Source organism: Mycobacterium sp. OTB74 (assembly GCF_029892685.1).
Lineage (GTDB): Bacteria > Actinomycetota > Actinomycetes > Mycobacteriales > Mycobacteriaceae > Mycobacterium.
Genome location: NZ_JARXVD010000025.1, coordinates 18420 through 43751, shown reverse-complemented (window position 1 = coordinate 43751; position 25332 = coordinate 18420). Strand labels below are relative to the sequence as shown.

At 65.4% G+C, this 25332-nt stretch carries 22 protein-coding genes and 1 tRNA gene; 13 read left to right on the top strand and 10 right to left on the bottom strand.

The window, feature by feature from the left end; translation table 11 throughout:
- Positions 1–27: 27 nt before the first annotated feature.
- Both M2432_RS25000 and mfd read right to left on the bottom strand, forming a co-directional pair.
- Positions 28–975 carry a nucleoside triphosphate pyrophosphohydrolase gene (locus M2432_RS25000; protein ID WP_280829533.1) on the bottom strand — a complete coding sequence of 316 codons (948 nt, stop codon included), beginning with the start codon at positions 973–975 and terminating at the stop codon, positions 28–30.
- Complete coding sequence (mfd, locus tag M2432_RS24995; RefSeq protein ID WP_280829532.1) at positions 972–4616, bottom strand: transcription-repair coupling factor; 3645 nt, start codon at positions 4614–4616, stop codon at positions 972–974. Before mfd ends, M2432_RS25000 begins: the two co-directional genes overlap by 4 nt.
- A gap of 365 nt (positions 4617–4981) precedes the next feature.
- Between mfd and M2432_RS24990 the strand changes: the two genes are divergently transcribed.
- Positions 4982–6220 (top strand): diaminopimelate decarboxylase, encoded by a 1239-nt coding sequence (locus tag M2432_RS24990; protein ID WP_280829531.1) that lies wholly within the window; start codon positions 4982–4984, stop codon positions 6218–6220.
- Between the two features lie 11 nt (positions 6221–6231).
- On the opposite strand, the gene M2432_RS24985 is transcribed toward M2432_RS24990, so the two are convergent.
- Positions 6232–6825 (bottom strand): TetR/AcrR family transcriptional regulator, encoded by a 594-nt coding sequence (locus tag M2432_RS24985; RefSeq protein ID WP_280829568.1) that lies wholly within the window; start codon positions 6823–6825, stop codon positions 6232–6234.
- Between the two features lie 85 nt (positions 6826–6910).
- Here M2432_RS24985 and M2432_RS24980 point away from each other — a divergent pair.
- From M2432_RS24980 to pth, 8 genes are all read left to right on the top strand, one after another.
- Positions 6911–6982 (top strand) — tRNA-Gln (locus M2432_RS24980).
- A 93-nt stretch (positions 6983–7075) separates the two neighbouring features.
- Entirely contained in the window at positions 7076–8590 is a 1515-nt protein-coding gene (gene glmU, locus M2432_RS24975; protein ID WP_280829530.1) for a bifunctional UDP-N-acetylglucosamine diphosphorylase/glucosamine-1-phosphate N-acetyltransferase GlmU, read from the top strand.
- An 89-nt stretch (positions 8591–8679) separates the two neighbouring features.
- Positions 8680–9660: a ribose-phosphate diphosphokinase gene (locus M2432_RS24970; protein ID WP_280829529.1), complete on the top strand. Its 981-nt coding sequence runs from the start codon at positions 8680–8682 to the stop codon at positions 9658–9660.
- Complete coding sequence (gene arsC, locus M2432_RS24965) at positions 9657–10025, top strand: arsenate reductase (glutaredoxin) (protein WP_280829567.1); 369 nt, start codon at positions 9657–9659, stop codon at positions 10023–10025. Before M2432_RS24970 ends, arsC begins: the two co-directional genes overlap by 4 nt.
- Positions 10026–10045: 20 nt before the next feature.
- Complete coding sequence (locus tag M2432_RS24960; protein WP_280829528.1) at positions 10046–10681, top strand: LpqN/LpqT family lipoprotein; 636 nt, start codon at positions 10046–10048, stop codon at positions 10679–10681.
- A gap of 32 nt (positions 10682–10713) precedes the next feature.
- The gene (locus M2432_RS24955; protein WP_280829527.1) at positions 10714–11583 is read left to right on the top strand and encodes an oxidoreductase; all 870 of its coding nucleotides are present in this window, start codon (positions 10714–10716) and stop codon (positions 11581–11583) included.
- A gap of 139 nt (positions 11584–11722) precedes the next feature.
- Positions 11723–12373: a 50S ribosomal protein L25/general stress protein Ctc gene (locus tag M2432_RS24950; RefSeq protein ID WP_280829526.1), complete on the top strand. Its 651-nt coding sequence runs from the start codon at positions 11723–11725 to the stop codon at positions 12371–12373.
- A gap of 6 nt (positions 12374–12379) precedes the next feature.
- A complete protein-coding gene (gene pth / locus M2432_RS24945) occupies positions 12380–12979 on the top strand; it encodes an aminoacyl-tRNA hydrolase (protein ID WP_280829525.1) in 600 nt (199 codons plus the stop codon).
- Positions 12980–13020: 41 nt separating this feature from the next.
- Here the strand turns inward: pth and M2432_RS24940 are convergent, their stop codons facing one another.
- From M2432_RS24940 to M2432_RS24910, 7 genes are all read right to left on the bottom strand, one after another.
- Positions 13021–13293 carry a hypothetical protein gene (locus M2432_RS24940; RefSeq protein ID WP_280829524.1) on the bottom strand — a complete coding sequence of 91 codons (273 nt, stop codon included), beginning with the start codon at positions 13291–13293 and terminating at the stop codon, positions 13021–13023.
- A gap of 235 nt (positions 13294–13528) precedes the next feature.
- A complete protein-coding gene (locus M2432_RS24935; protein WP_280829523.1) occupies positions 13529–13969 on the bottom strand; it encodes a hypothetical protein in 441 nt (146 codons plus the stop codon).
- 85 nt (positions 13970–14054) lie between these two features.
- Positions 14055–15692: a fatty acyl-AMP ligase gene (locus M2432_RS24930; protein ID WP_280829522.1), complete on the bottom strand. Its 1638-nt coding sequence runs from the start codon at positions 15690–15692 to the stop codon at positions 14055–14057.
- Between the two features lie 298 nt (positions 15693–15990).
- Positions 15991–16959, bottom strand: coding sequence for a 4-(cytidine 5'-diphospho)-2-C-methyl-D-erythritol kinase (locus tag M2432_RS24925; protein ID WP_280829521.1), 969 nt, complete (start codon positions 16957–16959; stop codon positions 15991–15993).
- Between the two features lie 176 nt (positions 16960–17135).
- Complete coding sequence (rsmA, locus tag M2432_RS24920; protein ID WP_280829520.1) at positions 17136–18080, bottom strand: 16S rRNA (adenine(1518)-N(6)/adenine(1519)-N(6))-dimethyltransferase RsmA; 945 nt, start codon at positions 18078–18080, stop codon at positions 17136–17138.
- The gene (locus M2432_RS24915; protein ID WP_280829566.1) at positions 18077–19204 is read right to left on the bottom strand and encodes a resuscitation-promoting factor; all 1128 of its coding nucleotides are present in this window, start codon (positions 19202–19204) and stop codon (positions 18077–18079) included. The genes rsmA and M2432_RS24915 overlap by 4 nt, the downstream gene beginning before the upstream one ends.
- A gap of 128 nt (positions 19205–19332) precedes the next feature.
- On the bottom strand, positions 19333–20166 hold the full coding sequence (locus M2432_RS24910; protein WP_280829519.1) for a TatD family hydrolase: 834 nt from the start codon (positions 20164–20166) through the stop codon (positions 19333–19335).
- A 25-nt stretch (positions 20167–20191) separates the two neighbouring features.
- On the opposite strand from M2432_RS24910, the gene metG reads away from it, so the two are divergent.
- The 4 genes from metG (at position 20192) to M2432_RS24890 (ending at position 25319) form a co-directional block, all read left to right on the top strand.
- Positions 20192–21775 carry a methionine--tRNA ligase gene (gene metG, locus M2432_RS24905; RefSeq protein WP_280829518.1) on the top strand — a complete coding sequence of 528 codons (1584 nt, stop codon included), beginning with the start codon at positions 20192–20194 and terminating at the stop codon, positions 21773–21775.
- Between the two features lie 15 nt (positions 21776–21790).
- On the top strand, positions 21791–23140 hold the full coding sequence (gene gdhA, locus M2432_RS24900; RefSeq protein ID WP_280829565.1) for an NADP-specific glutamate dehydrogenase: 1350 nt from the start codon (positions 21791–21793) through the stop codon (positions 23138–23140).
- Between the two features lie 95 nt (positions 23141–23235).
- Positions 23236–24405 (top strand): FAD-dependent oxidoreductase, encoded by a 1170-nt coding sequence (locus tag M2432_RS24895; RefSeq protein ID WP_280829517.1) that lies wholly within the window; start codon positions 23236–23238, stop codon positions 24403–24405.
- Positions 24402–25319 carry an RNA polymerase sigma-70 factor gene (locus M2432_RS24890; protein ID WP_280829516.1) on the top strand — a complete coding sequence of 306 codons (918 nt, stop codon included), beginning with the start codon at positions 24402–24404 and terminating at the stop codon, positions 25317–25319. Before M2432_RS24895 ends, M2432_RS24890 begins: the two co-directional genes overlap by 4 nt.
- Positions 25320–25332: the final 13 nt, after the last annotated feature.

The following is a 25332-nucleotide window of genomic DNA, read 5'->3' as shown; positions in this document are numbered from 1 at the left end:
GACGAAAAGGCGCCCGCGAGCCGCCGCTCAGTCGCTCGGCGCCGCCCAGTGTTCCCGCCACTCGTCCTCGGACACCACACCCAGCGGGGCGTCATCCAACTCGATCGCAACGTCATCACCCCGGCGCGCCGCGGCGACCCGGTGTTCCGCCGCCCGCACGGTGTCGATGAATTCCAAAGCAACTGTGCGCAGGGTACTTTCCGCGTCGATGTCCGGCGTCAGCGTCACCGACGTCAACCCGGGCGGCAATAGGTCTGCGGGCAACCCGGCTGCACCCACCCGCTCGATGAGCTTCTGCGCCAACGCCAACGCCGGCAGCGCGGTCGGCACCTCGTCCATGCAGGACGTCCGCGCAGCTTTTTCCATCGCCTTGCGCTCATCCCACTGGGCGATCTGCTCTTCCAGCGAAATCTCTTGTCCGGCAAGCACAGCGGGCACCCGATTGCCCAATTTACGAATCAGGGTATCGGCGACGGCATCGATATCGAACGGATGCACCGGCGCGTCCTCGGCGATCCGGGCGTGAAACAACACCTGCAGCAACACATCTCCAAGTTCTTCGCGGACATCGTCGGCATTGCCGCCACGCACCGCGTCGAACAGCTCGTAGGTTTCCTCCAGCAGGTACCGCCGCAACGAGTCGTGGGTCTGCTCGCTTTCCCACGGGCCATTGGTGCGCAGCTTGTCCATCATCGCGACCGCGTCGATCAGCCGCTCCCCTGGTTGCGCAGCGGCAACCGCAATCAGCTGCTCCCCGGCCGACAGCCGGGCACGCACCTCGGGATGCTCCGGGTCCGAGGACAGCAGCACCGGAGCCGGGCTCTCTCCGTCGCCGTAGGTCGGCCGGCCCGACGGCAGCGACCACGGCACCTTGACCGGGAGCTCCTCGGTGTACTGCACATCACCGGCCAGCAGGCCCAGCGCGTCGATCGGGACCAGCGAGGGCCGACGCGGATCGACTAGGACCACGGTCATCGCGACTGCTCACCCACTGCTTTACCTCCCAGGTCGGTTATATCAACTGCGCCGGCCGGTTTCCCGTCAAGCTCAAGCAGCAGTCCAGCGACCGCGCGGGCAAGTTCCAAATCCCGGATGCGCGGCGCACCGACCCCAGCCCCGGCACGCGGAATCGGGATCTGCACGGTAGACGTGGTGGCCCGGTACGTCGCCCCGGGGTGGATCCGCTTGAGCCGCAACTGCCCGGAATCCATCAACGTCAACGGCGACAACCGGATTGTCGAATCCGAGATCGCGCTGACCTCGGTGACACCGTACTGGCGGCACAGCAGCCGCAGTCGGGCCACCGCCACCAGCCTTTGCGCCGGCTCGGGCAGCGGGCCGTAGCGGTCCACCAGTTCATCCACCACCGCGGCGACGGCGGCGCTATCGGTCGCCGCGGCCAGCCGCCGATAGGCCTCCAGGCGTAGTCGGTCGCTGCCGATGTAGTCCGGCGGCAGGTGCGCGTCGATGGGAAGGTCGACCCGCACCTCCTTCGGTTCCTCAACGGACACAACTGTTTTCCCGTCCACCGCAGCCCGGTAGGCCTCCACGGCCTCGCCCACCAGCCGGACGTACAGGTCGAAGCCCACCCCGGCGACGTGGCCGGACTGCTCGACACCCAGCACATTGCCCGCGCCGCGAATCTCCAGGTCCTTCATGGCCACAGCCATGCCGGCGCCCAGATCGTTGTTCTGCGCGATAGTGGCCAGCCTGTCGTAGGCGGTCTCGGTGAGAGGAACCTCTGGTGGATAGAGGAAATACGCGTACCCGCGTTCACGGCTACGGCCGACTCGGCCGCGCAGCTGATGCAGCTGGGACAGGCCGAAGGTGTCGGCCCGCTCGACGATCAACGTGTTGGCGTTCGAAATATCAAGGCCAGTCTCAACAATCGTGGTACAGACCAGGATGTCGAACTCACGGTTCCAGAATCCCTCGACGGTCTTCTCAAGGTTTTCCTCGTTCATCTGACCGTGCGCGACGACGACACGGGCCTCCGGCACCATCTGCCGCACGCGCGCAGCCGCGGCGTCGATCGACTTCACCCGGTTGTGGATGTAGAACGCCTGCCCGTCGCGCAACAGCTCGCGGCGCAATGCCGCAGCTATCTGCTTATCGTCATGCGGCCCAACGTAAGTCAGCACCGGGAAACGTTCCTCGGGAGGCGTCAGGATGGTCGACATCTCCCGGATGCCGGCCAGGCTCATCTCCAGCGTTCGGGGAATCGGGGTGGCGCTCATGGTCAGCACGTCTACGTGGGTGCGCATCGACTTGATGTGCTCCTTGTGCTCGACGCCGAACCGCTGCTCCTCGTCGACGATCACCAGACCGAGGTCCTTCCAGGTGACCCCGGTCTGCAACAGCCGGTGTGTGCCAATCACCACGTCGACCGAGCCGTCCTTCAAACCCTCTATCACCAAACGGGATTCGACCGGATCGGTGAAGCGGGACAGCCCCTTGACCGTCACCGGGAACCCGGCCATCCGAGCGGTGAAGGTCTGCAGGTGCTGGTCAGCCAGCAGCGTGGTAGGCACCAGCACGGCCACCTGCTTTCCGTCCTGCACTGCCTTGAACGCCGCTCGCACCGCGATCTCGGTCTTGCCGTAGCCGACGTCACCGCAGACCACCCGGTCCATCGGAACCGGCTTCTCCATGTCGGCCTTGACCTCGGTGATGGCGGTCAACTGGTCCATGGTCTCGGTGAAGCCGAAGGCGTCCTCCATTTCGGCCTGCCACGGGGTGTCCGGCGCGAAGGCGTGTCCGGGTGCGGACTGCCGCTTGGCGTACAACGACACCAGCTCGCCGGCGATCTCTCGAACAGCCTTGCGCGCCTTGGTTTTAGTGTTGGTCCAGTCGCTGCCGCCGAGCCGGCTGAGGGTGGGTTCCTGACCACCGACATAGCGGGACAGTTGGTCCAGCGAGTCCATCGGCACGTACAACCGGTCCGATCCGCCGCCGCGCTTGGACGACGCATATTCGAGCACCAGGTATTCGCGGCGGGCACCGCCGACCACCCGCTCGGTCATCTCGACGAACTTGCCGATGCCGTGCTGATCGTGCACCACAAGGTCGCCCGCGGTCAGGGCCAACGGATCGACGACGTTACGTCGTTTGGCAGCAAGCTTTTTGCCCTCGGTTCCCGTCGTGCGGTTTCCGGTCAGGTCGGTCTCGGTGATGACCACCAGGTTGATCGCCGGCAACACCACACCGTCGTGCAGCGGACCCTTGAGTACGCCGACCACACCGACCTTGGGCTGCGCACCGGGCTCCAACATGGTTGCCGGAACATCTGATTCAGCGAGTTGTTCGACCACGCGGTGCGCGGTACCGGTGCCCGGGGTGACCACGGCGGCCAGCCCGCCGGTGGCGATGTGGGCGCGCAGCATGGCGAAAATCTCGTCCAGGCTCTGTTGGCTGCGGGCCGACGGCGCCGGGCGCACGTCGACCTCAAGCGCCGATTCGCTGGCCAACTGGCTCAGGGTCCACCACGGATGGCCGGCTGCCAGTGCCCCGTTGTGTACATCCGAGAACTCCCGGAAGCCAGAACCACCAAGTGCTTCAAGATCAATCGGGGCGTCTCCGCCGATAGCCGCCACCGACCAAGATGCTTCCAGGAACTCACGGCCGGTCTTGATCAGGTCGGCCGCCCGGGTGCGGACCTTCTCCGGATCGCAGATCAACAACGGAGCACCGGTCGGCAATTTGTCAGTCAGCAGGCTCAGCTCACCGGGGCTGAGCACCGGCAGCAGTGCCTCCATGCCGTCCACCGCGATGCCCTCGGCAAGCTTGGCCAGCATGTCGCCGACGCTGCCGGTGACACGGTTCTCCGCGCTGGGCACAGCCTCGGCCAGCGCGGCAGCACGCTCGCGAACATCGTTGGTGAGCAACAACTCTCGACATGGCACCGCAATCACGGTGTTGACGTCGATCTCCGGGATTGAGCGCTGGTCGGCCACCGAGAACATCCGCATTTCGGACACCTCGTCGCCCCAGAACTCGACGCGCACCGGATGCTCGGCAGTGGGAGAGAAGAGGTCGAGAATGCCACCACGAACCGCAAACTCGCCGCGCTTGCCCACCATGTCGACCCGGGTGTAGGCCAGCTCGACCAACCGGGCCACGGTGTCGTCAAAATCGGCGTCCGCGCCGACGGTCAGAGTCACCGGTTCGACGCTGGCAACATCGGTCAGCGGCTGCAGCAGAGAGCGCGTGGTGGTCACCACCACGCGCAAAGGCGGACCGAGCCGAGCATCGTTGGGTGAGGCCAATCGGCGCAACACGGTCAGCCGGGCACCAACGGTATCGACGCCGGGTGACAACCGCTCATGCGGCAGCGTCTCCCAGGACGGGAACAGCGCCACCGCGTCACCGTGGACGGCCCGCAGTTCAGCGGTCAGGTCGTCGGCTTCTCGACCGGTAGCCGCGACCACCAGCACCGGACCCGCGGCGGCCAGCGCGGCCGCCACCGGCAATCTGGCGTTGGACGGCCCGACCAGCGCCTGCCCGGCATCGCCGTCAGCGGCGCGCCTGGTCAGTTCCTGCAGGCCAGGATCGGCGAGCGCGAGTTCAATGAGCCCGGCCAGCGGGGTCTGGATTGGTTGGTGCCCCGCGGTCGTCATAGTGGACCAAATTCTAGTGAAGCCCCGAATGGGCTTTCGAGGCGCTCTGGGCCCCGTGCACTACCCGAGGACCGGGCCCGCTCCCTACTCGAAGATCAGCCGCACGTCTTGGCGATCTGAGTGTTGGCCTGTTCAGCGCTGCGCAAGTGGGCCGCTTGGTCGGGATCGGCGGCAACGGAGGCAAGGGGGGCTCACCCAATGGCGCAGGCGGCGCCGCCGGGGCGGGCTCCCACGCCAGCGGCTCGGCGGGTAGCAAAGGCTGAAGTCCGCTCTAGGGAGCAGAACTTCGTCAAGAAAAGCGACGGCCCTGTCAAGGGATCGTCAACGAACCCCTGACGGGGAAGTTCCACGCGCAGGGTGGAGTCATGACATTGCTTGACATACTGCCGTCCCTGCGGGCCACCACGCACCCGCGCATCGACCCGGCGATCTGGCCTCTGACCACACACGTCGACGAAATGGGACGCCTCTGCGTGGGATCGGTGGCATTGAGCGACATCGCCGACGAATTCGGCACGCCCGCATACGTTCTCGACGAAACCGACTTCCGCCACCGGGCACAGCACTACCGCAGCGCCTTACCTGGCGTCGAAATCGCCTACGCCGCACAATCTTTACTGACCAGGACCGTGGCCAACTGGGTACACGAAGCAGGCCTGGGCATAGCGGTGTGCTCGACGGCCGAACTGGCCACCGCCCTGGCGGGCGGGATGGACCCGGCGCGCATCGTGCTGCACGGCAGCGGAAAGTCCGCCGGCGAATTAAGTACGGCCATCCGGGCCGGGGTCGGTCGCATCGTGGTGGATTCGCCGCTGGAGCTGGCCTACCTGGTCGGAACGGTGAGGTGCCCGCAGGCACTTCTGGTGCAGATGACACCCGGCGTCGACGTGCTGCCGATCGTCGAGCGCGCACTCACCACCGGCCTGGTCGGTCTGTACCGCCACACCGGCTCGCAGGTAGCCGAACCCGAGGTCTACGTGGATGCGGTGCGCGAGATGGTGGCGACCATGGCCGACATCCGGACCAGGCACGGCGTGGTGCTCACCGAGCTGAACATCGGTGGCGGGCATGCCATCGCGTACCGGTCCGGCGAACCTCAGCTTGATCTGGACGAGCTGGCAGATTTCCTGGAGGACGCCCTGGACGCGGCGTGTACCGCCAACCGGTTCCCGCGCCCACGGCTGGTCATCGAACCGGGCCGGGCCATCAGCGGGCCGGCCGGCGTGACGCTGCACCGCGTACAGGCCGTGGCCAGCCGGACCGACGGCCGCGCCATGGTGTCCGTCGACGGCTGCCATCCACAGTTCGCACCCGTCGCGAATTACACTGTCGCTCTTGCCAATCGACACCCGCTGGGACAGACCCGCCCGACCCTTGTCATCGGCCGCAACGACGACCCGATCGCCCATGACATCGACATGCCCGCCGACATCCACCCCGGCGACCTGCTGGCCGTGGCCTGCACCGGCGCGTACCACCACTCCACGGCGTCCAACTTCACCATGACGGCCCGGCCACCGGTGATCGCAGTGGCCGACCAGAAGGTGCGGGTACTGGTGCGCCGGGAGACCATGGCGGACTTGTTGTTGCGGGACTGCGGGTAGTGCGGCGCCGACTAGCCTTCGTGCAACTCCGGGTCCGACTCGAGGTGAGTCAGCCCGTTCCAACACAGGTTCACCAGATGCGCGGCCACCACTTCCTTCTTGGGTTCGCGCACATCCAGCCACCACTGCGCGGCCATGGACACCGAGCCGACCAGCGCCTGGGCGTACAGCGGCGCCAGCTCGGGATCCAGGCCGCGCCGGGAGAAATCACCGGCCAGGATCGAGGCCACCTGGCTGACCGCGTCGTTGAGCAGGCTGGAATAGGTGCCCGAGGCGATCGAGGCCGGAGAGTCGCGGATCAGGATGCGGAAGCCGTCTGTGCGTTCCTCGACATAGGTCAGCAGCGCCAGCGCCACCCGCTCGACCCGAACCCGGGATCGGTTGTGGGTCAGCGACGAAGTGATGCCGTCCAACAGCGCCGACATCTCCCGGTCGACGACGACGGCGTACAGCCCTTCCTTACCGCCGAAGTGTTCGTACACAACGGGTTTCGAGACATTGGCCCGCTGGGCGATCTCTTCGATCGAGGTGGCCTCATAGCCGCGTTCGGCGAACAGCGACTTGGCGATCTCGATGAGCTGCTGCCGGCGTTCACTGCCGGTCATGCGGGCCCGCGGCGCGCGAGCCTGGTCTTCGGACGCTGCCACGCATACCAGCGTATCGGCTTGCACTAGAGTCTCTGGCGAGCATTCCGTCGTGGTGTAATCGGCAGCACCTCTGATTTTGGTTCAGATAGTTCAGGTTCGAGTCCTGGCGACGGAGCGAGGCTTGCCGAGCGACCATCGGCACAGCGCAACTTCCTTGAAGGAACCCCGGTCGTTCGAAGCGCGGCGCTCCGCGTAGAGAGAGGGTCATGTGACGACACGAGGCGACGCCGCGGTCATCATCCTGGCGGCCGGGTCAGGTACCCGGATGCGCTCAGCCACCCCGAAGGTCCTGCATACGCTGGCCGGGCGCAGCATGCTCGCGCACGCCCTGCATGCGGTCGCTGAGGTCAACCCAGCACACCTTGTGGTGGTGGTCGGCAAAGACCGGGAACGGGTCGCCGATGCGATCGGGAGCATCGCCGAACGCCTCGGACGCAGCGTCACCGTCGCCATTCAGGACGAACAGCTGGGCACCGGGCACGCCGTCGGAGTCGGACTGTCCGCGCTACCCGACGACTTCTCCGGCACCGTCGTCGTCACCGCAGGTGACGTGCCACTGCTGGACGCCAACACCCTGGCCAATCTGGTCGACACGCACAGCGCTGCGACCGCCGCAGCCACGGTGCTGACCACCACGCTGGAAAACCCGACCGGGTACGGCCGCATCCTGCGCACCCAGGACCACCAGGTGATCGGCATCGTCGAGCAGGCCGACGCCACCGAATCCCAGCACGCCATCCGCGAGGTCAATGCCGGTGTGTACGCCTTCGACACAGGCGCCCTGCGGGCCGCGCTGAGCCGACTGAGCTCGGACAACGCCCAGCAGGAGCTCTATCTCACCGACGCCATTTCGATCGTCCGCGGCGACGGCCACATTGTGCGGGCCCAGCATGTCGACGACAGTGCGCTGGTCGCCGGCGTCAACGACCGAGTGCAGCTGTCCGATCTGGCCGCCGTGCTCAATCGCCGCATCATCGCCGGCCATCAGCGCGCCGGCGTCACCGTGATCGACCCGGCCACCACCTGGATCGACGTCGACGTCAGCATCGGCAGCGACACCGTCATCAAGCCGGGCACCCAACTGCTCGGCGCCACCGACATCGGCGCGAACTGCACCATCGGGCCGGACACCACGCTGGAGGACACCGAGGTGGGTGACGCGGCCACGGTGATCCGGACCCACAGCCAGCTGGCGGTGATCGGCGCAGGCGCGACCGTCGGCCCGTTCACCTACCTGCGCCCCGGCACCGAGCTGGGCGCCGACGGCAAGCTCGGCGCATTTGTCGAGGTCAAGAACTCAAAGATCGGCGTCGACACCAAGGTGCCGCACCTGACCTACGTGGGCGACGCCGAGATCGGCGACCACAGCAACATCGGCGCGTCCAGCGTCTTCGTCAACTACGACGGCGAGAAGAAGTACCGCACGAAGATCGGTTCGCACGTGCGAACCGGTTCGGACACCATGTTCGTCGCACCGGTCACCATCGGCGACGGCGCGTACACCGGCGCCGGGACCGTGGTGCGCCACGATGTGCCGCCGGGTGCGCTGGCGGTCTCGGCCGGAAATCAGCGGATCATCGAGGGCTGGGTGGAGCGAAAGCGACCGGATTCCGCGGCCGCGGCCGCCGCTAGAGCCGCCAATGAAGCGGCCGGTGCCGCGAATCACACCGACGCTAAGCGGGCCGCTCAGGACGGCGAGGAATCCCCCAGTTCCGACGCTTAATGTTGGTTTCCGCGTAACCCGGCAACACGAGTCAGCTACTGATAAGTACGATTAGGCCGCAAGGATCCCCACCGCGAAAGCAGCACACAGTGGCCACGGACTGGACCGACAACCGCAAAAATCTGATGCTCTTCTCCGGGCGCGCGCACCCGGAACTGGCCGAACAAGTGGCCAAAGAGCTCGGCATCGAGGTCACCCCACAGACCTCCCGGGACTTCGCCAACGGCGAGATCTTCGTCCGGTTCGATGAATCGGTACGTGGCTGCGACGCCTTCGTACTGCAAAGCCACCCGGCACCGCTGAACCAGTGGCTGATGGAACAGCTGATAATGATCGACGCGCTCAAGCGCGGGTCGGCCAAACGCATCACCGCGATCCTGCCGTTCTACCCGTACGCCCGGCAGGACAAGAAACACCGTGGCCGCGAGCCCATCTCGGCGCGTCTGGTGGCCGACCTGCTCAAGACCGCCGGCGCCGACCGCATCGTGTCGGTCGACCTGCACACCGACCAGATCCAGGGCTTCTTCGACGGCCCGGTGGACCACATGCGCGGCCAGTCGCTGCTGTGCGGCTACATCGCCGACAAGTACGCCGGTACCGACATGGTGGTCGTCTCCCCCGACTCGGGCCGCGTGCGTGTTGCGGAGAAGTGGGCCGACTCGCTCGGTGGCGTGCCGCTTGCGTTCATCCACAAGACCCGTGATCCGCTGGTCCCCAACCAGGTCAAGGCCAACCGAGTCGTCGGTGACGTCAAGGGCAAGACCTGCATCCTGACCGACGACATGATCGACACCGGTGGCACCATCGCCGGCGCGGTCAAGCTGCTGCGCGAGGACGGCGCCAAGGACGTCGTGATCGCCGCGTCCCACGGTGTGCTCTCCGACCCGGCCGCCCAGCGGCTGGCCGACTGCGGTGCCCGCGAAGTGATCGTCACCAACACACTGCCCATCACCGAGGACAAGCAGTTCCCGACGCTGACCGTGCTGTCCATCGCTCCGCTGCTGGCCTCGACCATCCGGGCCGTGTTCGAAAATGGTTCCGTCACCGGGCTTTTCGACGGATCCGCATAGTGACGTCCGAGTCTGATGGGCGGCCCGCCGCCGTCATTTTCCACAACCCCAAATGCTCGACCTCCCGCAGGACGCTGGATCTGTTGCGGGAAAACGGCATTGAGCCTGAGGTTGTCCTGTACCTCAAGACCCCGCCGACCCGGGCCGAACTGGTCAAGATGATCTCGGCGGCCGGCATCGACGTGCGCACCGCGGTACGCAAACGCGAATCGCTCTATACCGAGCTGGGTTTGGCCGATGCCACTGACGAGCAGTTGCTCGACGCGATGGCGCAGCACCCGATCCTGATCGAGCGGCCGTTCGTGGTCACCGACAAGGGCACCCGGTTGGCCCGCCCCATTGACGCGGTCCGCGAGATTCTGTGATCCTGCGCCGGGTTGGTGCCGTGGCTGCGGCTGTGCTGACCTCGACCGCGCCGAACCTGGTCGCCTGCGCGCCGAAAACGCCTGACTACCAGTCGATCTGGTCAACCACGCCGACCACCACCCCGGTGGACACGGCCACGCTGGTGCCGTTCCCGGAGTACGTGAGCAGGCTTGGGGTGGGCAGCAAGCAGGTCGCGCCCGACTCACTCAGCGACCTCAAGGTGTCGCTGCCCAGACCGGCCGGCTGGACGTCGTACAAAAACCTGAACTACTCGCCCGGCACCGTGGTGATCGCCAAGAACGACACCTACCCGTTGGCGATGTTGATGGTGTTCCAACTGTCCGGCGACTTCGATGCCAAAGAGGTGGTCAAGCACGCCGATGCCGACGCCGAGTTATCGCAGAACTTCAAGCGACTGGACTCGTCCAACGACGATTTCCAGGGCTACCCGTCGTCGATGATCGAGGGCAGCTACGACCTCAGCGGCCGCCGGATGCAGACCTACAGCCGCGTCGTCATCGCCACCAGCACGCCGCCCAAACCCGGCATCCACTACCTGATCCAGCTGACCGTCACCGCCTACGCCGAGAACGCCAAGGAACAGGCCGGCGACATCGAGGCAATCATCAAGGGATTTTCGGTCAGCGCCAAGTAATCCGCCCAATAATCTCAGTAAGCTCAACCGCCATGAGCCAATGGACCGCAACGGACCTGCCGTCATTCGCGGGGCGCACCGTCGTCGTCACGGGAGCCAACAGCGGACTGGGCGAGATCACCGCTCGCGAGCTCGCCAGAGTCGGCGCCACGGTGATACTGGCCTGCCGCAACACCGCAAAGGGTGACGCCGCCGCCGCGAACATGTCCGGTGATGTCGAGGTCAGGCCGCTGGATCTGCAGAACCTGGCCTCGGTGCGAGAGTTCGCTTCCGGTGTTGAAACCATCGACATCCTGGTCAACAACGCCGGCATCATGGCGGTGCCCTATGCGCAGACAGTGGACGGCTTCGAGAGCCAGATCGGCACAAACCATCTCGGGCATTTCGCTCTGACCAACCTGCTGCTGCCGAAGGTCACCGACCGGGTGGTCACGGTGTCGTCGATGATGCACCTGCTGGGCCACATCAGCCTCAAAGACCTGAATTGGAAGTCCCGGCCGTACTCGGCGTGGTTGGCCTACGGCCAGTCCAAACTCGCCAATCTGCTGTTCACCAAGGACCTGCAACGTCGGCTGACGCAGACCGGCTCAACGGTGCGGGCGCTGACCGCCCACCCGGGCTACTCAGCGACCAATCTGCAGGGGCAGACCGGCAACCAGCTCGGTGACCAGTTCTGGACCGCCGCCAACAGGATTGCCACCACGGCCGATTTCGGTGCCCGCCAGACGCTGTATGCGGTGTCTCAGGACCTACCCGGCAACACTTTCGTCGGCCCCAAGTTCGGCATGCGCGGACCGACCGGGCCCACTCAGATGATCTCGCCGGCGGCCCGCTCGGCGCGTACCGCAGCCGCTCTATGGGACCTGTCCGCCCAGCTCACAGGCACTGAATTTCCGCTGTAAGGGGCCCTCGGCTAAGCTGGCCAACGATCACGGCGAGGGTAGGCCCGCTCGGGCCACCGTTATCGACGGGAATTTCAGCACACACGTGCTCAGCCCTGGCCGTGCCACCCAGTTAGTAACGGCATCAGGAGTGATTCATATGGCCAAGAATGCGGCCTCTACCACCAACAACCTGCCCGCGACTGTCCGCGATAAGACCGGCAAGGGCGCATCACGCCAGGCCCGTCGCGAGGGCAAGGTGCCCGTCGTGCTGTACGGCCACGGCACCGAGCCGCAGCACCTCGAGATCAACGCCCACGACTTCGCCGCCGTGCTGCGTAACTCGGGTACCAACGCGGTGCTGACCCTGGACATCGCCGGCAAGGAGCAGCTGGCGCTGACCAAGTCCGTCGTGGTGCACCCGATCAAGCGCAACATCGAGCACGCGGACCTGCTGGTCGTCAACCGTGGCGAGAAGGTGACCGTCGACGTCTCCGTCGTCGTTGAGGGCGACGCCGAGTCCGGCACCCTGGTCACCCAGGACGCCAACACCGTCCAGATCCAGGCCGAGGCGCTGTCGATCCCCGAGCACCTGACCGTGTCGGTTGAGGGCGCCGAGGCCGGCACCCAGATCCTGGCCGGCCAGATCGAGCTGCCCGCGGGCGTCTCGCTGATCGCTGATCCCGAGACCCTGGTGGTCAACGTGGTCGCCGCCCCGACCGCCGAGGACCTGGACGCCGAAGGTGCGGGCGCTGAGGGCGAGGCTGCTGCCGAGCCTGAGGCCGCCGAAGCTGCGGCTGAGTCGGAGTAATTCGCTTTGGCCGAACCGTCCCCCGCAAGCGGGAGGGGCCCCCAACTGGTGGTCGGCCTGGGCAATCCCGGGCCGCGCTACGAAACCACGCGGCACAACATCGGGTTTCTGGTTGCCGACATCCTGGCCGATCGCATCGGCGCGGGGTTCAAGGTGCACAAGAAATCCGGAGCTGAGGTCACCACGGGCCGGCTGGGAGGCCGGCCCGTGGTCCTTGCCAAGCCGCGCACCTACATGAACGAATCCGGTAGGCACGTAGGGCTTTTGGCGAAGTTCTATTCAGTGGAGCCCGCGGACGTCATTGTGATTCACGACGAGCTGGACATTGACTTCGGTCGTATCCGGCTCAAGTTCGGTGGCGGCGAAGGTGGCCACAACGGCCTGCGCTCTATCGCTTCAGCGTTGGGCACCAAGGACTTTCAACGGGTCCGCATCGGTGTCGGGCGTCCGCCGGGCCGCCAGGATCCGGCGGCATTCGTGCTGGAGAATTTCAATTCCAGGGAACGGCCCGAATTGGGCACCATCTGCGAACAAGCCGCGGATGCAACAGAATTGCTGATCGCACAGGGCCTGGAAACCGCGCAGAACACCGTCCACGCCTGGTAGCGGCGCACTTCCGTTATCCGGCCTGCCGCGCCGGGCTGGCGTCACTGGCAGATGTGAGCGCGGTCAGGCTGCTCCAGGTAGCACGACCGCCGGCCTTGTGAACCCACCCGTTGACTCGGATCGGGGTTCCCTGAGCCTCTCGCCTCTGGCACCGCCTTGACCGACACACTGCCGTTGGTCTCGCAGACGGCATACGTGCCCTCGTCTTCGCATGTCGGACGCACGCCGGCGCCGGCGACCGGTATCCAGATTGCCCCGGCCGCCGCCACACTCATCACCAACACTGCTGCCTGGTACCTGCTGCGTTTGGTCATGCGGCCTTCTCACTCGCCGGGGGCGAACCCACAATCATGTTGAGCCCACTATATATGCACAGGCGGTATCCGCGATATTAATTTGGCGCTAATTGATGCCGCATTTCAATTTTATGATTGAGCAGCACCTTTGACATAAACACTCGCCCCTGACCAGATTCAATGCTATTGCATGCCGCTTTCATAGAACATGCAAAAGTGTGGAATTCAGCCGAGACCGATGTACCGCGCTATGTCAGGGGCAGGACGATGCAAGCGTTGGGTCGGTCGAATCAAGCGGCGTGTTATTGGCCGCAGCCCGGTTGAGCGCATCGGCTCGAGCAGCCTCTATGGTCAGCCCAGCGCCACCGGCGACCACTCCGGTCTCCCCGTGGTCGACGTTGACGATGCACAGGCGGTCGTCGGTGTCCTCGTCACTGGTGCACTGCTGGGCGCCGACACGCTGACATGCCGCGATGACGTTGGCCTTGGCCGCCTGATTATCTATGCCCGTTGCCGTGAACCCGACGATGGCGCCGTTGATGACGCCAGAACCGACTGCGGCGGCAATATCGGTGGAGTTCTCGACGACGCCACTTTCACCACCCGCTGATGCCGGGATAGTTGACAGCATGGCGGCGATAACGCTCGCAGCGACTGTTGCCGAAACGACTGAAGCTAAACGGGCAACAGCCATGCCGTTCCTCTCGCCGAAACCAATTCAGCGCGAGTATATCCAGCTACGACAGATTATTTCGGGCAAAAGCCCCGAGTACGGCAACTCAGCCGGTGACCAATTCGACCGAATTCGCCCGACGCAGCTTGCCCGACGGGGTCTTCGGAATGGTGCCCGGCCCCAGCACGACCACGTTACGTGGCCGCACGTCGACCTCGGTGACCACCTCGTGTGCCACCTGATGCTCGATCCGACGCACCTCTGCCGGGTCCTGCCAGGCGTTGGATTCCACTGCGACAGCGAACGTTTCGCGCGAATGCCCGGCATCAAGGCGCACTGCGACGGCACAACCCGGACGCACGCCGACCACGCGGCCCGCCGCACGCTCGATGTCCGTCGGGTAGATGTTGCGGCCCGCCATGATGATGACGTCCTTCACGCGGCCACACACCACGACATTGCCCTCATCGGTGACGTAGCCAAGGTCGCCCGTGTCGTACCAACCGTTTTCGTCCTGGGTGGGCAGGAAGCCGGCCATGGTGATGTAACCCGGCGTCACCGACTCACCGCGCAACTGGATAACTCCGACGCCGCGCTCGGGCAGCACATTGCCGTCCTCATCGACGATGCGGACCTCCAGGTCCTGCAGCAGCGGGCCCAGCGAGGCCAGCCGGCGGGTGTTGCCCTTCGAGGAGGGCACGGCGCGCCGCAGCGCGGCCAGCAGATCCGCGTCGACCTCGTCGACCACCAGACCGGCGTTGCACGGCGAGAACGACACCGCCAGGCAGGTCTCGGCCATCCCGTAGGCAGGCAGGATCGCCGAAGAGTTGAGGCCGAACGGTTTGCCGGCATCCAGCAAGTCCTCGACGTCGGCGGGCTCGACCGGCTCAGCACCGGACAGCGCAAAGCGCAGCGTGGACAGATCGAAGTCGCCGGCCTTGGCCTGCCGGCGCAACCGTTTGGCCAGCAGCGCGTAGGCGAAGTTGGGCGCCGCGGTCATGGTGCCCTTGTACTTGTCGATGAGCTTGGCCCACAGCAACGTGTCGCGCAGGAAGTCCATCGGGGTGACCTTGACCAGCTCGGCACCGAAGTACATCGGGATGGTCAGGAAGCCGACCATGCCCATGTCGTGGAAGCAGGGCAGCCAGCTGACCATGACGTCCTTGTCGACGTCGTACTCGGCGCCGATGAACATGGCCTCGGCGTTGGAGTGGATGTTGCGGTGCGTGATCTGGACGGCTTTAGGAGACCCCGTCGAACCGGACGTTAATTGCATCAGCGCCAGGTCGTCTTCGTCGGTCTCGACGGGATCGATGGGGTCGCCGGCCAGCAGATCGCTGACCCTGAGGACCTGCAGGCCCTTCTCCTCCAGCACCGGGATGGCGACCAGGAACGGCTCGGAGACAACGACCGCTTTGGCCTCGATCATCGCGATGACGTTCATGGTGTCTTCGGCCCAGACCGCCAGATCGGTACGCGGGGTCGGCTGGTGCAGCATGGTCAGCGAACCGCCACGCATCCAGATGCCCTGCACGGTCGGAGCGATCTCCACCGGGAAGCCGGCCAGCACGCCGATCTTGTCGCCGTGCCCGATGCCTGCGGCGGCTAGGCCACCTGCGACGCGACGGGCCCGCTCATGTACTTCTCCCCAGGTGCGGCGCACCGGCTCGTGCGGCTCCCCGGTAACCATGCCCCGGTTGGACGTCCGGGCGTTGTAGTACATCTTCTCGGTAAAACGGCTCACGACAACCTCCTGCAGTCAGGCGCCAATGCCCGTAGTTCCATAGTCCGTCTGGTGGTGGGCGCACTCGAGTAGGCACGCACGAACAATTCGGGAGCGGTTAAGTCTCGAATCGGTGATGCCTCGAATTCGCCGCCCTTAACGTCGAGCGCTCGCTCGCCGGCAATGCCGGTGAGCGAAACTGCTGCGTTCCACGCCTGGTCGCCAGCGATCACCGCAGACCATCTTAAGAGACTCTTAAGTAGCTAACAAACCGTGCAGGGAATTGAGGCCTGGGTCACACCCTCGGTGTCAGCTGACGTCAGGCAGTGCCACCGACGGGCGGCACCACCCTGGCTCCATGGACCGGGCCGCTCGCCACACGCACCGTCCGGCAGACCCCGGCACCGGCGAGCTGCGCGCCAACATCGACGGCTTCGGCCTGGGACCCGCACAGGAACGCGCATGTTGGACCGGAGCCCGAAACAATGCCTGCCAGCGCCCCTGCTTCGACGCCGGCCCGCAGCGTACGACGCAAGCCGGAGTCCAGACTGACGGCCGCTGCTTGTAGGTCGTTGCCCAGCAGCGGCGCCAGTTGGGCCGCCTCACCGGAGGCCAATGCGGTCAGCAGCGGACCCGGATCATCCAAGGCCGGTGGGCCGCCACGTTTGGCATCGGCCCGCAATCGATCCAGTTCGGCAAACACCTTTGGCGTCGATAGCCCACCCGCGGCAAAGGCCAGCACCCAATGAAAGGTGCTGCGAGCCAATACGGTCGCCAACTGCTCACCTCGGCCGGTGCCCAGGGCAGTACCGCCGTGCAACGCGAACGGGACATCGCTGCCCAACTTTGCGGCCAGCGCGTGCAAGTCCCGGCGGGGCAGCCCGAGTTCCCACAGGCTGTTCATGGCGACCAGCACTGCTGCGGCGTCCGCGCTGCCACCTGCCATTCCCCCGGCCACAGGAATCGATTTCTGAATGGAGATCGCGACATCAGGCGACCGGCCCACGTGGTCGGCCAACAACTCGGCCGCCTGCCACCCCAGATTGCGCCGATCGGTGGGCAGTCCGGCCGCACCGTCACCGGACATCTCGAGTGCGAGCAGATCGGCTGTCTTGACAGTGACCTCGTCGAATAAAGAGACAGCGTGGAAGACAGTGGTCAGCTCGTGGTATCCGTCGTCACGGCAATCGTCGACGCCAAGGTAGAGGTTCACCTTGCCCGGTACCCGAACTGTCACAGAACCTGTCGGAACCCACTCGGAGGCGGTACTTCCATCGGATGCGGGCACGCCACGACATTAACGCCCGTGGCGGATATGACAGCACGAAGTGGTGAGATACCCCTCGTTGATCCCGCCGCTCGATACCGCTTACGCGGGTGCCGAGTGCCCCACAGGCTAGTCACAGCTCAAAACGTGTGTCAAGGATCACACGCCGTGTGGGGCAATCGGCTCGCAGCAGTCCGCTAGTGGGCAGCTTCCTGGGGTTGGGCTTCGAGGGGCGCTTCAGGCTGCAGGACGGCCGGCTGTTCGGGGTGCTGCTCCCGATCGAGTTCTCCCGAGCGCTGCAGCAGCCGGACGAAGTCGGCGATGGCGAGCGTCTCGCCGCGCCGTGCGGGATCGATGCTGGCCGCCAGCAGTCGCTCGGCGGAGGCATTACCGGAGCCCGCCCACTCGGCGAACGCATTGCGAGAGGTCTTGCGCCGCTGCGAGAATGCGATGTCGACCAGGTCGAAAACCTGCGACCGGAAGTCGTCGTCGGTGGGCCACGGTGAAGTTTCGTGGCGGTCGATGCGCACCAGACCGGAATACACCCGCGGGATGGGCCAGAACACCGTCGGCGACACCATGCCGTAGCGGCGCACGTTGCCGAAGAACCGAACCTTGGCACTGGGCACGCCGTAGTCCTTGCCACCGGGGTCGGCGGCGAGCCGCTCGGCGACCTCGGCCTGCACCATGACCATGACTGTGCGAATGGTCGGGAACTCCGAGAGCATGTGCAGGATGGCCGGTACTGCGACGTTGTACGGCAGGTTGGCCACCAGAGCCGTGGGCTGGTCGTTGACGTCCGACGGCATCAGGTCGAGGACATCGCGATTGAGCACTGTCAGCCGGCTGATCTCGCTGTGCGAATGCTCGGCGACGGTGGTTGGCAGCTGCCGGGCCAGCACCGGGTCGAGCTCGACGGCAGTCACCCTGGCGCCGCGATCGAGCAGGGCCAACGTCAGAGAGCCCAGACCAGGGCCTACCTCCAAGACGTGCGACTGCCGGTTGACGCCCGAAGCCGACACAATGCGCCGGACAGTGTTTGCGTCATGTACGAAGTTCTGACCAAAGGCCTTACGCGGCCTGAAATCAAGTTCTTTGGCCAGATGTCGAATCTCTGTTCGACCTAGCAACCGTATTGTCACGAAGCCCCAATCCTCCCACTACACACCGGCCATGCCCCCCAGCCTTGACGGGCCCGTGTTACATCAGCAATCGCAATCTGTTCTTCACGGGTGGCCAAGTCGGCTCTCGCAGCATACCTCAGACCACCGTTTCGCTCCCAGGTATTTTGGTCAAATTGGACGCCACCGTAAAAACCGTTCCCGGAGTTGATCGCCCAGTTCCCACCGGCCTCGCAGTGCGAAAGCGCATCCCAGGTCGCCCCGTTGGTAACCGGAGGCACCTCGGTACCCGGCTTGGCACCGACCCGGATGACCCCATCGCGAGCCGGGGTGAGGACCTCGTTGGCAACCGGAAGCCGTCCGGTTTCCACGCCGTTGACTGTCGCTACGGCAAACGTCACGTTCTGAGTCCCGGGCTGGCCCGGGTCGTCCACGTGTCGGCGGCTCATGTTCATGGTGAGGTCGGGAACCTCGTTGATCGCGGGCGGCAGCGGTGCCTGCTGGGTCACCTGCTGCACCCGGATGCGGGTCACGTCGATCTCCATGTCATCTGTCACCGGCGATGCCGCCGCGGGTACGACGGTGTCGCGCTGTTCCAGCGGGACGCCGGCAGCGGCCAGCAGGCCGGCCACATTCGCCGCGGCCAGGTGCACCTGACGCATGGCACCCGCGTCGTTGATGGTTACGTTGCGGGCGCTTACCACCGGCAGCGACATGCCGGCCAGCGGGACGCGGGCAGCGCGGTCGGCGGCCACCGGCGCGGCATCGGTCATGGACAGCTGCGCCAGCGCGTCCTGCACAGTCGACGCCGTGGTCCATACCTGGCGACTGTTCTGGCCGTCCATCGAAATCTGCAACGGGCGACTGCGCCGCAGGACGATGTTCTCGGACTCGTGCAGCGGCCGGTCAGCAGCCGGGTAGACGTCGTCACGCGGCCCGACGGAGAAGCCGTTCTCCTCCAGCACGCCGCCGACGCTGGTCTTCATGGTCTGCACCGTCATGGGCGCCCCGTCGATGGTGATCGTCACCGTCTTGTGCTGAGAGACCGCGAAACCTCCCGCTGTCGCCAGGGTCGCAAGCATGAGACCGGTTACACCTCGCAGCATGGGCGAGCGCGATTCATCCAATTTGTGCAGCACGTTCAAAGTCGTCATCCCGTGTAATTCCGGACCCCGAGCGGGTCCCGAGGATTGGCCAAGGTAGCCACACCGCCCACCTCGACCGGGTTGATCACAGAAAGGTAACGAACACACCCGGGTGGCGGCAACCTGGGCTAATGGTACAGTCCATAGATTTTCGAAGCATTTTCCGAGGTCACCGCGGCGATTTCGGCCGCTGAATTATTTCGGATTTGAGCCAACGCGCGGACCGTGTACGGCAGGCAATACGACTCGTTTGACGCGCCCCGGAACGGATGCGGCGTCAAGAATGGCGCATCGGTTTCGACCAACAGCAGCCCGGATGGAATGACGGCGGCGGCCTCCCGCAGGGCATGTGCATTCCGGAAACTCACTGTTCCCGACAGGCTCATCAGCCAGCCGTTATCGGCACAGGTTCGGGCCATCGCGGCGTCCGACGAGAAGCAGTGGAATATGACGCTCTCGGGGGCACCCTCGGCCTTTAGCACGTCGAGCACCTCGGCGTCGCCATCGCGGTTGTGGATCATCAACGGCTTGCCGCTGCGCTTGGCCAGATCGATGTGCCAGGCGAACGCCTCGCGCTGGGTGGCTTCGTCAGCACAGCCGTCGAGCTTGCCGGGCCAGTACATGTCGATGCCGGTCTCCCCGACGGCCACCACCCGGTCATCCCTGGCCAGCGTTTCCAGGGTCTGTTTCGCGTGGTCATCGAGGGCATTCGCGCGGGTCGGGTGCAGGGCGACGGCCGCATAGACGCGGGGGTCGGCGTGCGCGGCCTGCACCGCCCACTGCGCAGCTTCCAGGTCATCGGCGATGGTGACGACCTGGTGCACGCCGACGGACTCGGCTCGGTCCAGGATTGCCCGGATGCTGTCGGCGTCGGTCGCGCCGCAGGCGTCCAGATGGGTGTGGGCGTCGACCAATGGGGCCAACGGCTCCGGTAGGGGCGGCTTCTCGCGTTTGGAGCTCACCTCGACACTTTAAAGTTGAGGACAAATGAGCAATGAGATTTCCCCCAGCGCGGGCGCCCCAGAGCCGTTCTACATCACCACGGCCATTGCCTACCCCAACGGTGCGCCGCACATCGGGCACGCCTACGAGTACATCGCGACCGACGCGATCGCCCGGTTCAAACGGCTGGACGGGTACGACGTCCGCTACCTGACCGGCACCGACGTGCACGGTCAGAAGATGGCCGAGGCCGCAGCAGCCGAAGGCTTTACGGCAGCGGAGCTGGCCAAACGCAACTCTGACGTGTTCCAGGAGCTGCAGGAGAAGCTGGGCATCTCCTTCGACCGCTTCATCCGTACCTCCGACGCCGATCACTATGAGGCCTCCAAGGAAATCTGGCGGCGGATGAACGAGGCCGGGGACATCTATCTCGGCACTTACTCGGGCTGGTACTCCGTGCGCGACGAGCGGTTCTTCGCCGAGGACGAGACCGAGGTCCGCGACGGCGCGCGCTTCGCCATCGAAACGGGAACCCCGGTCACCTGGACCGAGGAGCAGACCTACTTCTTCCGGTTGTCGGCCTACGCCGAGCCGCTGTTGGCGCACTACGAGGCGCACCCCGAGTTCATCGGACCCGACGTGCGCCGAAATGAGATCGTCAGCTTCGTCTCCGGCGGGCTGAAAGACCTGTCGATCTCGCGGACCACGTTCGATTGGGGCGTTCCGGTCCCCGACCATCCCGATCACGTCATGTACGTGTGGGTGGACGCGCTGACCAACTACCTGACCGGCGTGGGGTTCCCGGACACCTCAGCCGAGTCGTTCACCAAGTACTGGCCGGCCAAGCTGCACATGATCGGCAAGGACATCATCCGGTTCCACGCCGTGTACTGGCCGGCGTTCCTGATGTCGGCCCGAATCGCTTTGCCGGAAAGGGTTTTCGCGCACGGGTTCATCAACGTCAAGGGCGAGAAGATGAGCAAGTCCGTCGGCAACGTCGTCGACCCGATCGCGCTGATCGAGGCCTTCGGTCTGGACCAGGTGCGCTACTTCTTCCTGCGCGAGGTGTCCTTCGGCCAGGACGGCAGCTACAGCGAGGAAGCCATCATCGGCCGCATCAACGCCGACCTGGCCAACGAACTGGGCAACCTGGCGCAGCGCTCGCTGTCAATGGTCAACAAGAATCTGGCCGGAATCGTCCCAACCCCAGGCGAATTCACCGCCGCCGACCTTGAGCTGCTCAAGCAGGCCGACGGTCTGATGGAGACCGTGCGCGGCCACTATGACGTGCCCGCAATGCATCTGGCGCTCGAGGCGGTCTGGCTGATGCTGGGTGCGGCCAACCGGTACTTCTCCGCAGAGGAGCCCTGGGTGCTGCGGAAGTCTGCAGAGGCCGCTGATCAGGAGCGGTTCGGCACAGTGCTCTACACCACGCTCGAGGCGGTGCGCATCGCCGCGCTGCTGGTGCAACCGGTCATGCCGACCTCCGCGGCCAAGCTCCTGGACCTGCTGGGCCAGTCCGCCACCGAACGTGACTTCACCGCCATCGGAACGCGATTGCAGCCCGGCACGTCCCTGCCGACCCCGGAAGGGGTATTTCCCCGCTATCAAGCGGAAACCAAGGAGTAACGAAAACACATGGCACTGAACGGGTTACACGACCGCTTGCACGATGTCTACGAAGAGGTCACCCGCCGCAATGCCGGTGAGACCGAGTTTCACCAAGCGGTCCACGAGGTCTTGACCAGCCTGGGCCCGGTTGTCGAAAGGCACCCGGAGTTCGCCGATACCGCCATCATTCGCCGGCTGTGCGAGCCGGAACGGCAGATCATCTTCCGGGTGCCATGGGTCGACGACGCCGGCACCGTGCAGATCAACCGCGGCTTCCGCGTCGAGTTCAACTCCGCTCTGGGCCCGTTCAAGGGCGGGTTGCGGTTCCATCCGTCGGTGTACCTGGGCATCGTGAAATTCCTTGGCTTCGAACAGATTTTCAAGAACTCGCTGACGGGCATGCCGATCGGCGGCGGCAAGGGCGGGTCTGATTTCGACCCCAAGGGCCGCTCCGACAACGAGGTGATGCGGTTCTGTCAGTCGTTCATGACCGAGTTGTACCGGCACATCGGTGAATACACCGACGTGCCCGCCGGCGACATCGGCGTCGGAAGCCGCGAGATCGGCTACATGTTCGGCCAATACAAGCGCATCACCAATCGCTATGAGTCCGGTGTACTGACCGGCAAAGGCCTTACCTGGGGCGGGTCGCAGGTGCGCACCGAAGCCACCGGCTACGGGGCCGTGTTTTTCGTCAACGAAATCCTCAGCAGCTCCCGGCAGTCGTTCGAGGGCAAGCAGGTCGTGGTGTCCGGGTCCGGCAATGTCGCTATCTACGCCATCGAGAAGGTCCACGAGCTCGGCGGCGTCGTCATCGGCTGTTCGGATTCCAGCGGTTACATCGTCGACGAGAAGGGCGTCGAGGTGGAACTGCTCAAGGAGGTCAAGGAAGTACGCCGCGGCCGTATTCCTGATTACGTCGAGATGCGCGCCGGCGCTTCGCAATTCGTCGAGAACAGCTCGATCTGGCAGGTGCCCTGCGATATCGCGCTGCCGTGCGCGACCCAGAACGAATTGGACGCCGACGATGCGCTGGCGCTGATCAAGAACGGATGTCGGGTCGTCGCCGAGGGCGCCAACATGCCGTGCACCCCCGCGGCGGTGAAGCTGTTCGGCGAAGCACCCGTCGCCTTCGCCCCCGGCAAGGCCGCCAACGCCGGCGGCGTGGCCACCAGCGCTCTGGAGATGCAACAGAACGCCTCTCGGGACTCGTGGACGTTCGAGGAAACCGAGCAGCGCCTGGCCGAGATCATGGGCCGCATCCACGACCGATGCCTGGGAACCGCCGAAGAGTACGGCCACCCGGGCAACTATGCGGTCGGCGCGAACATCGCCGGGTTCATCCGGGTTGCCGACGCGATGGCAGCGCTCGGGGTGGTGTAGCGAGTTGTGAGCTGCGCCACATTCGGCTCGGGCCTGTCACAGAACGGGCCCGGCCGGTGTCTTGAGGGCATACCAACCCTCAAAGGAGAGCAGCGATGACCGGAAACCAGAAGCCTCACCGCATCGTCGTCATCGGCGGCGGCTACGCCGGCGCACTGGCCGCCAACCATGTGCGGATGCGCGACGACGTCGACGTGACACTGGTGAACCCGCGGCCGAAGTTCGTCGAGCGAATCCGCCTGCACCAGCACACGGTCGGTAACTATGACGCGACCGTCGACTACGGCTCACTGCTCGGCGACGACGTCCGACTGGTGGTCGACACTGCCACCCGGATCGACGGCGCAGCCCGCACGGTGACACTCGCCTCCGGCGACATCTTGGATTACGACTACCTGATTTACGCGGTTGGCAGTACCGGGAATGTGCCGACGTCGGTGCCGGGAGCCGCCGAATTCGCTTATCCGCTGGCCGAATTGGAACAAGCTGAGCGGCTCCGTGCCCACCTGCAAGACATTCCGCTATCCGCGCCGCTAGTGGTGGTGGGCGCCGGGCTCACCGGCATTGAGGCCGCTGCCGAGTTCGCCGAGGCCGGCCGCAATGTGACGCTGATCGGCTCCAAGTTGGGCCCCTCCCTGAGCGCGCCCGGCCGCCGCTCGGTGGCCAAGCGCCTGGCAGAGCTGGGCGTGACGGTGATCGAAGCCAACGTCTCCGGCGTCACTGCCGACCGGGTCCTACTGCCCAACCAGCCAGCCGTGCCCAGCGCCGTGACGGTGTGGACAGCAGGTTTCGGCACCCCCGAACTGGCCACGGCCAGCGGGCTCCGCACCGACGGCATCGGCCGGCTGCTCACCGACGAAACCCTTACCAGCATTGACGATTCGCGGATCGTGGCGACTGGCGACGCCGCCGCGCCGTCGGGCCAACCGCTACGCATGAGCTGCCAGGCCACCGGCGCGCTCACCTTGACCGCGGTGGGCACCGTGCTGAGCCGGATCGCCGGCACCGAGCCCGCGGTACTGGACCCGGTGTTCGTCGGATCGTGCATCAGCCTGGGCCGCCGCACAGCGACGATCCAGATCGCCCGCAAGGACGACATTCCGACCAACTACTACATCGGAGGACGAGTGGCCGCCAAGCTCAAAGAGGCGATCTGCAAGGGCACGCTGTGGGGCATCCGGCGCGCCGCCGGCAAGCCGAGCGCGGTGCTCGTGATGACGGGTGGCAAGCGTGCCGAACGTCTCGCCGAGGCCGTCACCGCATGACCGGATCAGCCAGCGCTGCAGGAGGTGAACACGCCGAGCGGTTCACCCACCTGCGCCCGCTGCTGTTCACCATCGCCTACGAAATCCTTGGCTCGGCAACCGAATCCGATGATGTGTTGCAGGACAGCTACCTGCGCTGGGCCGAGGTGGACCTGGACACCGTCCGGGACACTAAGTCCTACCTGGCGCAATTGGTTACGCGGCAGGCACTCAATGCCCTGCGCGCCGACGCGCGCCGACGCGAGGACTACATCGGCCCGTGGTTGCCGGAGCCGCTGTTGCTCGACGACAACGACGCATCATCGGATATCGTTTTGGCCGAATCGGTTTCGATGGCCATGCTGGTGGTTTTGGAAACCCTGGGACCGGACGAACGGGCAGTGTTCGTGCTGCGCGAGGTCTTCGGCTTCGAGTACGACGAAATCGCCGGGGCGGTAGGCAAATCCGCGGGTGCGGTACGTCAGATATCGCATCGCGCCCGCGAACACGTGCACGCCCGACGAAAGCGTTTCGCACCGGACAGCGCCACGTCTACACAAGTCACCGCGCAGTTCATGGCCGCGGCCGCCACGGGCGACCTGAACGGACTGATGACGCTGCTGGCACCCGACGTGACGTGGACCGCTGACAGTGCGGGCAAGGTCAGCGCCGCCCGCCGCCCCGTGTACGGCGCGAACAAGGTCGCGCGCCTGGTGTTGGGCCTCATGCGCGGTGCGGGCGAATACCCGGACGCGCGTATCGACCTCGCGGTTTACAACAACGCGCCCGCGCTGGTGCTCTACCTGGGCGATCACTTGGAGGGCGTCATCTCGATCGAGATCACCGACGGAAAGATCAGCCATTTCTACGCCATGCGCAATCCCGACAAGTTGAGCGGAGTGCTGGTCGAGCGGGAGATCCGACGTACCGTCTGACAAGCTGTGGGGC

What these genes read in the sequence shown, in the direction of transcription:
- M2432_RS25000 (WP_280829533.1), bottom strand. Translation starts at nt 975, where the DNA reads ATGACCGTGGTCCTAGTCGATCCGCGTCGGCCCTCGCTGGTCCCGATC.
- mfd (WP_280829532.1), bottom strand. Translation starts at nt 4,616, where the DNA reads ATGACGACCGCGGGGCACCAACCAATCCAGACCCCGCTGGCCGGGCTC.
- M2432_RS24990 (WP_280829531.1), top strand. Translation starts at nt 4,982, where the DNA reads ATGACATTGCTTGACATACTGCCGTCCCTGCGGGCCACCACGCACCCG.
- M2432_RS24985 (WP_280829568.1), bottom strand. Translation starts at nt 6,825, where the DNA reads ATGACCGGCAGTGAACGCCGGCAGCAGCTCATCGAGATCGCCAAGTCG.
- M2432_RS24955 (WP_280829527.1), top strand. Translation starts at nt 10,714, where the DNA reads ATGAGCCAATGGACCGCAACGGACCTGCCGTCATTCGCGGGGCGCACC.
- M2432_RS24950 (WP_280829526.1), top strand. Translation starts at nt 11,723, where the DNA reads ATGGCCAAGAATGCGGCCTCTACCACCAACAACCTGCCCGCGACTGTC.
- M2432_RS24940 (WP_280829524.1), bottom strand. Translation starts at nt 13,293, where the DNA reads ATGACCAAACGCAGCAGGTACCAGGCAGCAGTGTTGGTGATGAGTGTG.
- M2432_RS24935 (WP_280829523.1), bottom strand. Translation starts at nt 13,969, where the DNA reads ATGGCTGTTGCCCGTTTAGCTTCAGTCGTTTCGGCAACAGTCGCTGCG.
- metG (WP_280829518.1), top strand. Translation starts at nt 20,192, where the DNA reads ATGAGCAATGAGATTTCCCCCAGCGCGGGCGCCCCAGAGCCGTTCTAC.
- M2432_RS24895 (WP_280829517.1), top strand. Translation starts at nt 23,236, where the DNA reads ATGACCGGAAACCAGAAGCCTCACCGCATCGTCGTCATCGGCGGCGGC.
- M2432_RS24890 (WP_280829516.1), top strand. Translation starts at nt 24,402, where the DNA reads ATGACCGGATCAGCCAGCGCTGCAGGAGGTGAACACGCCGAGCGGTTC.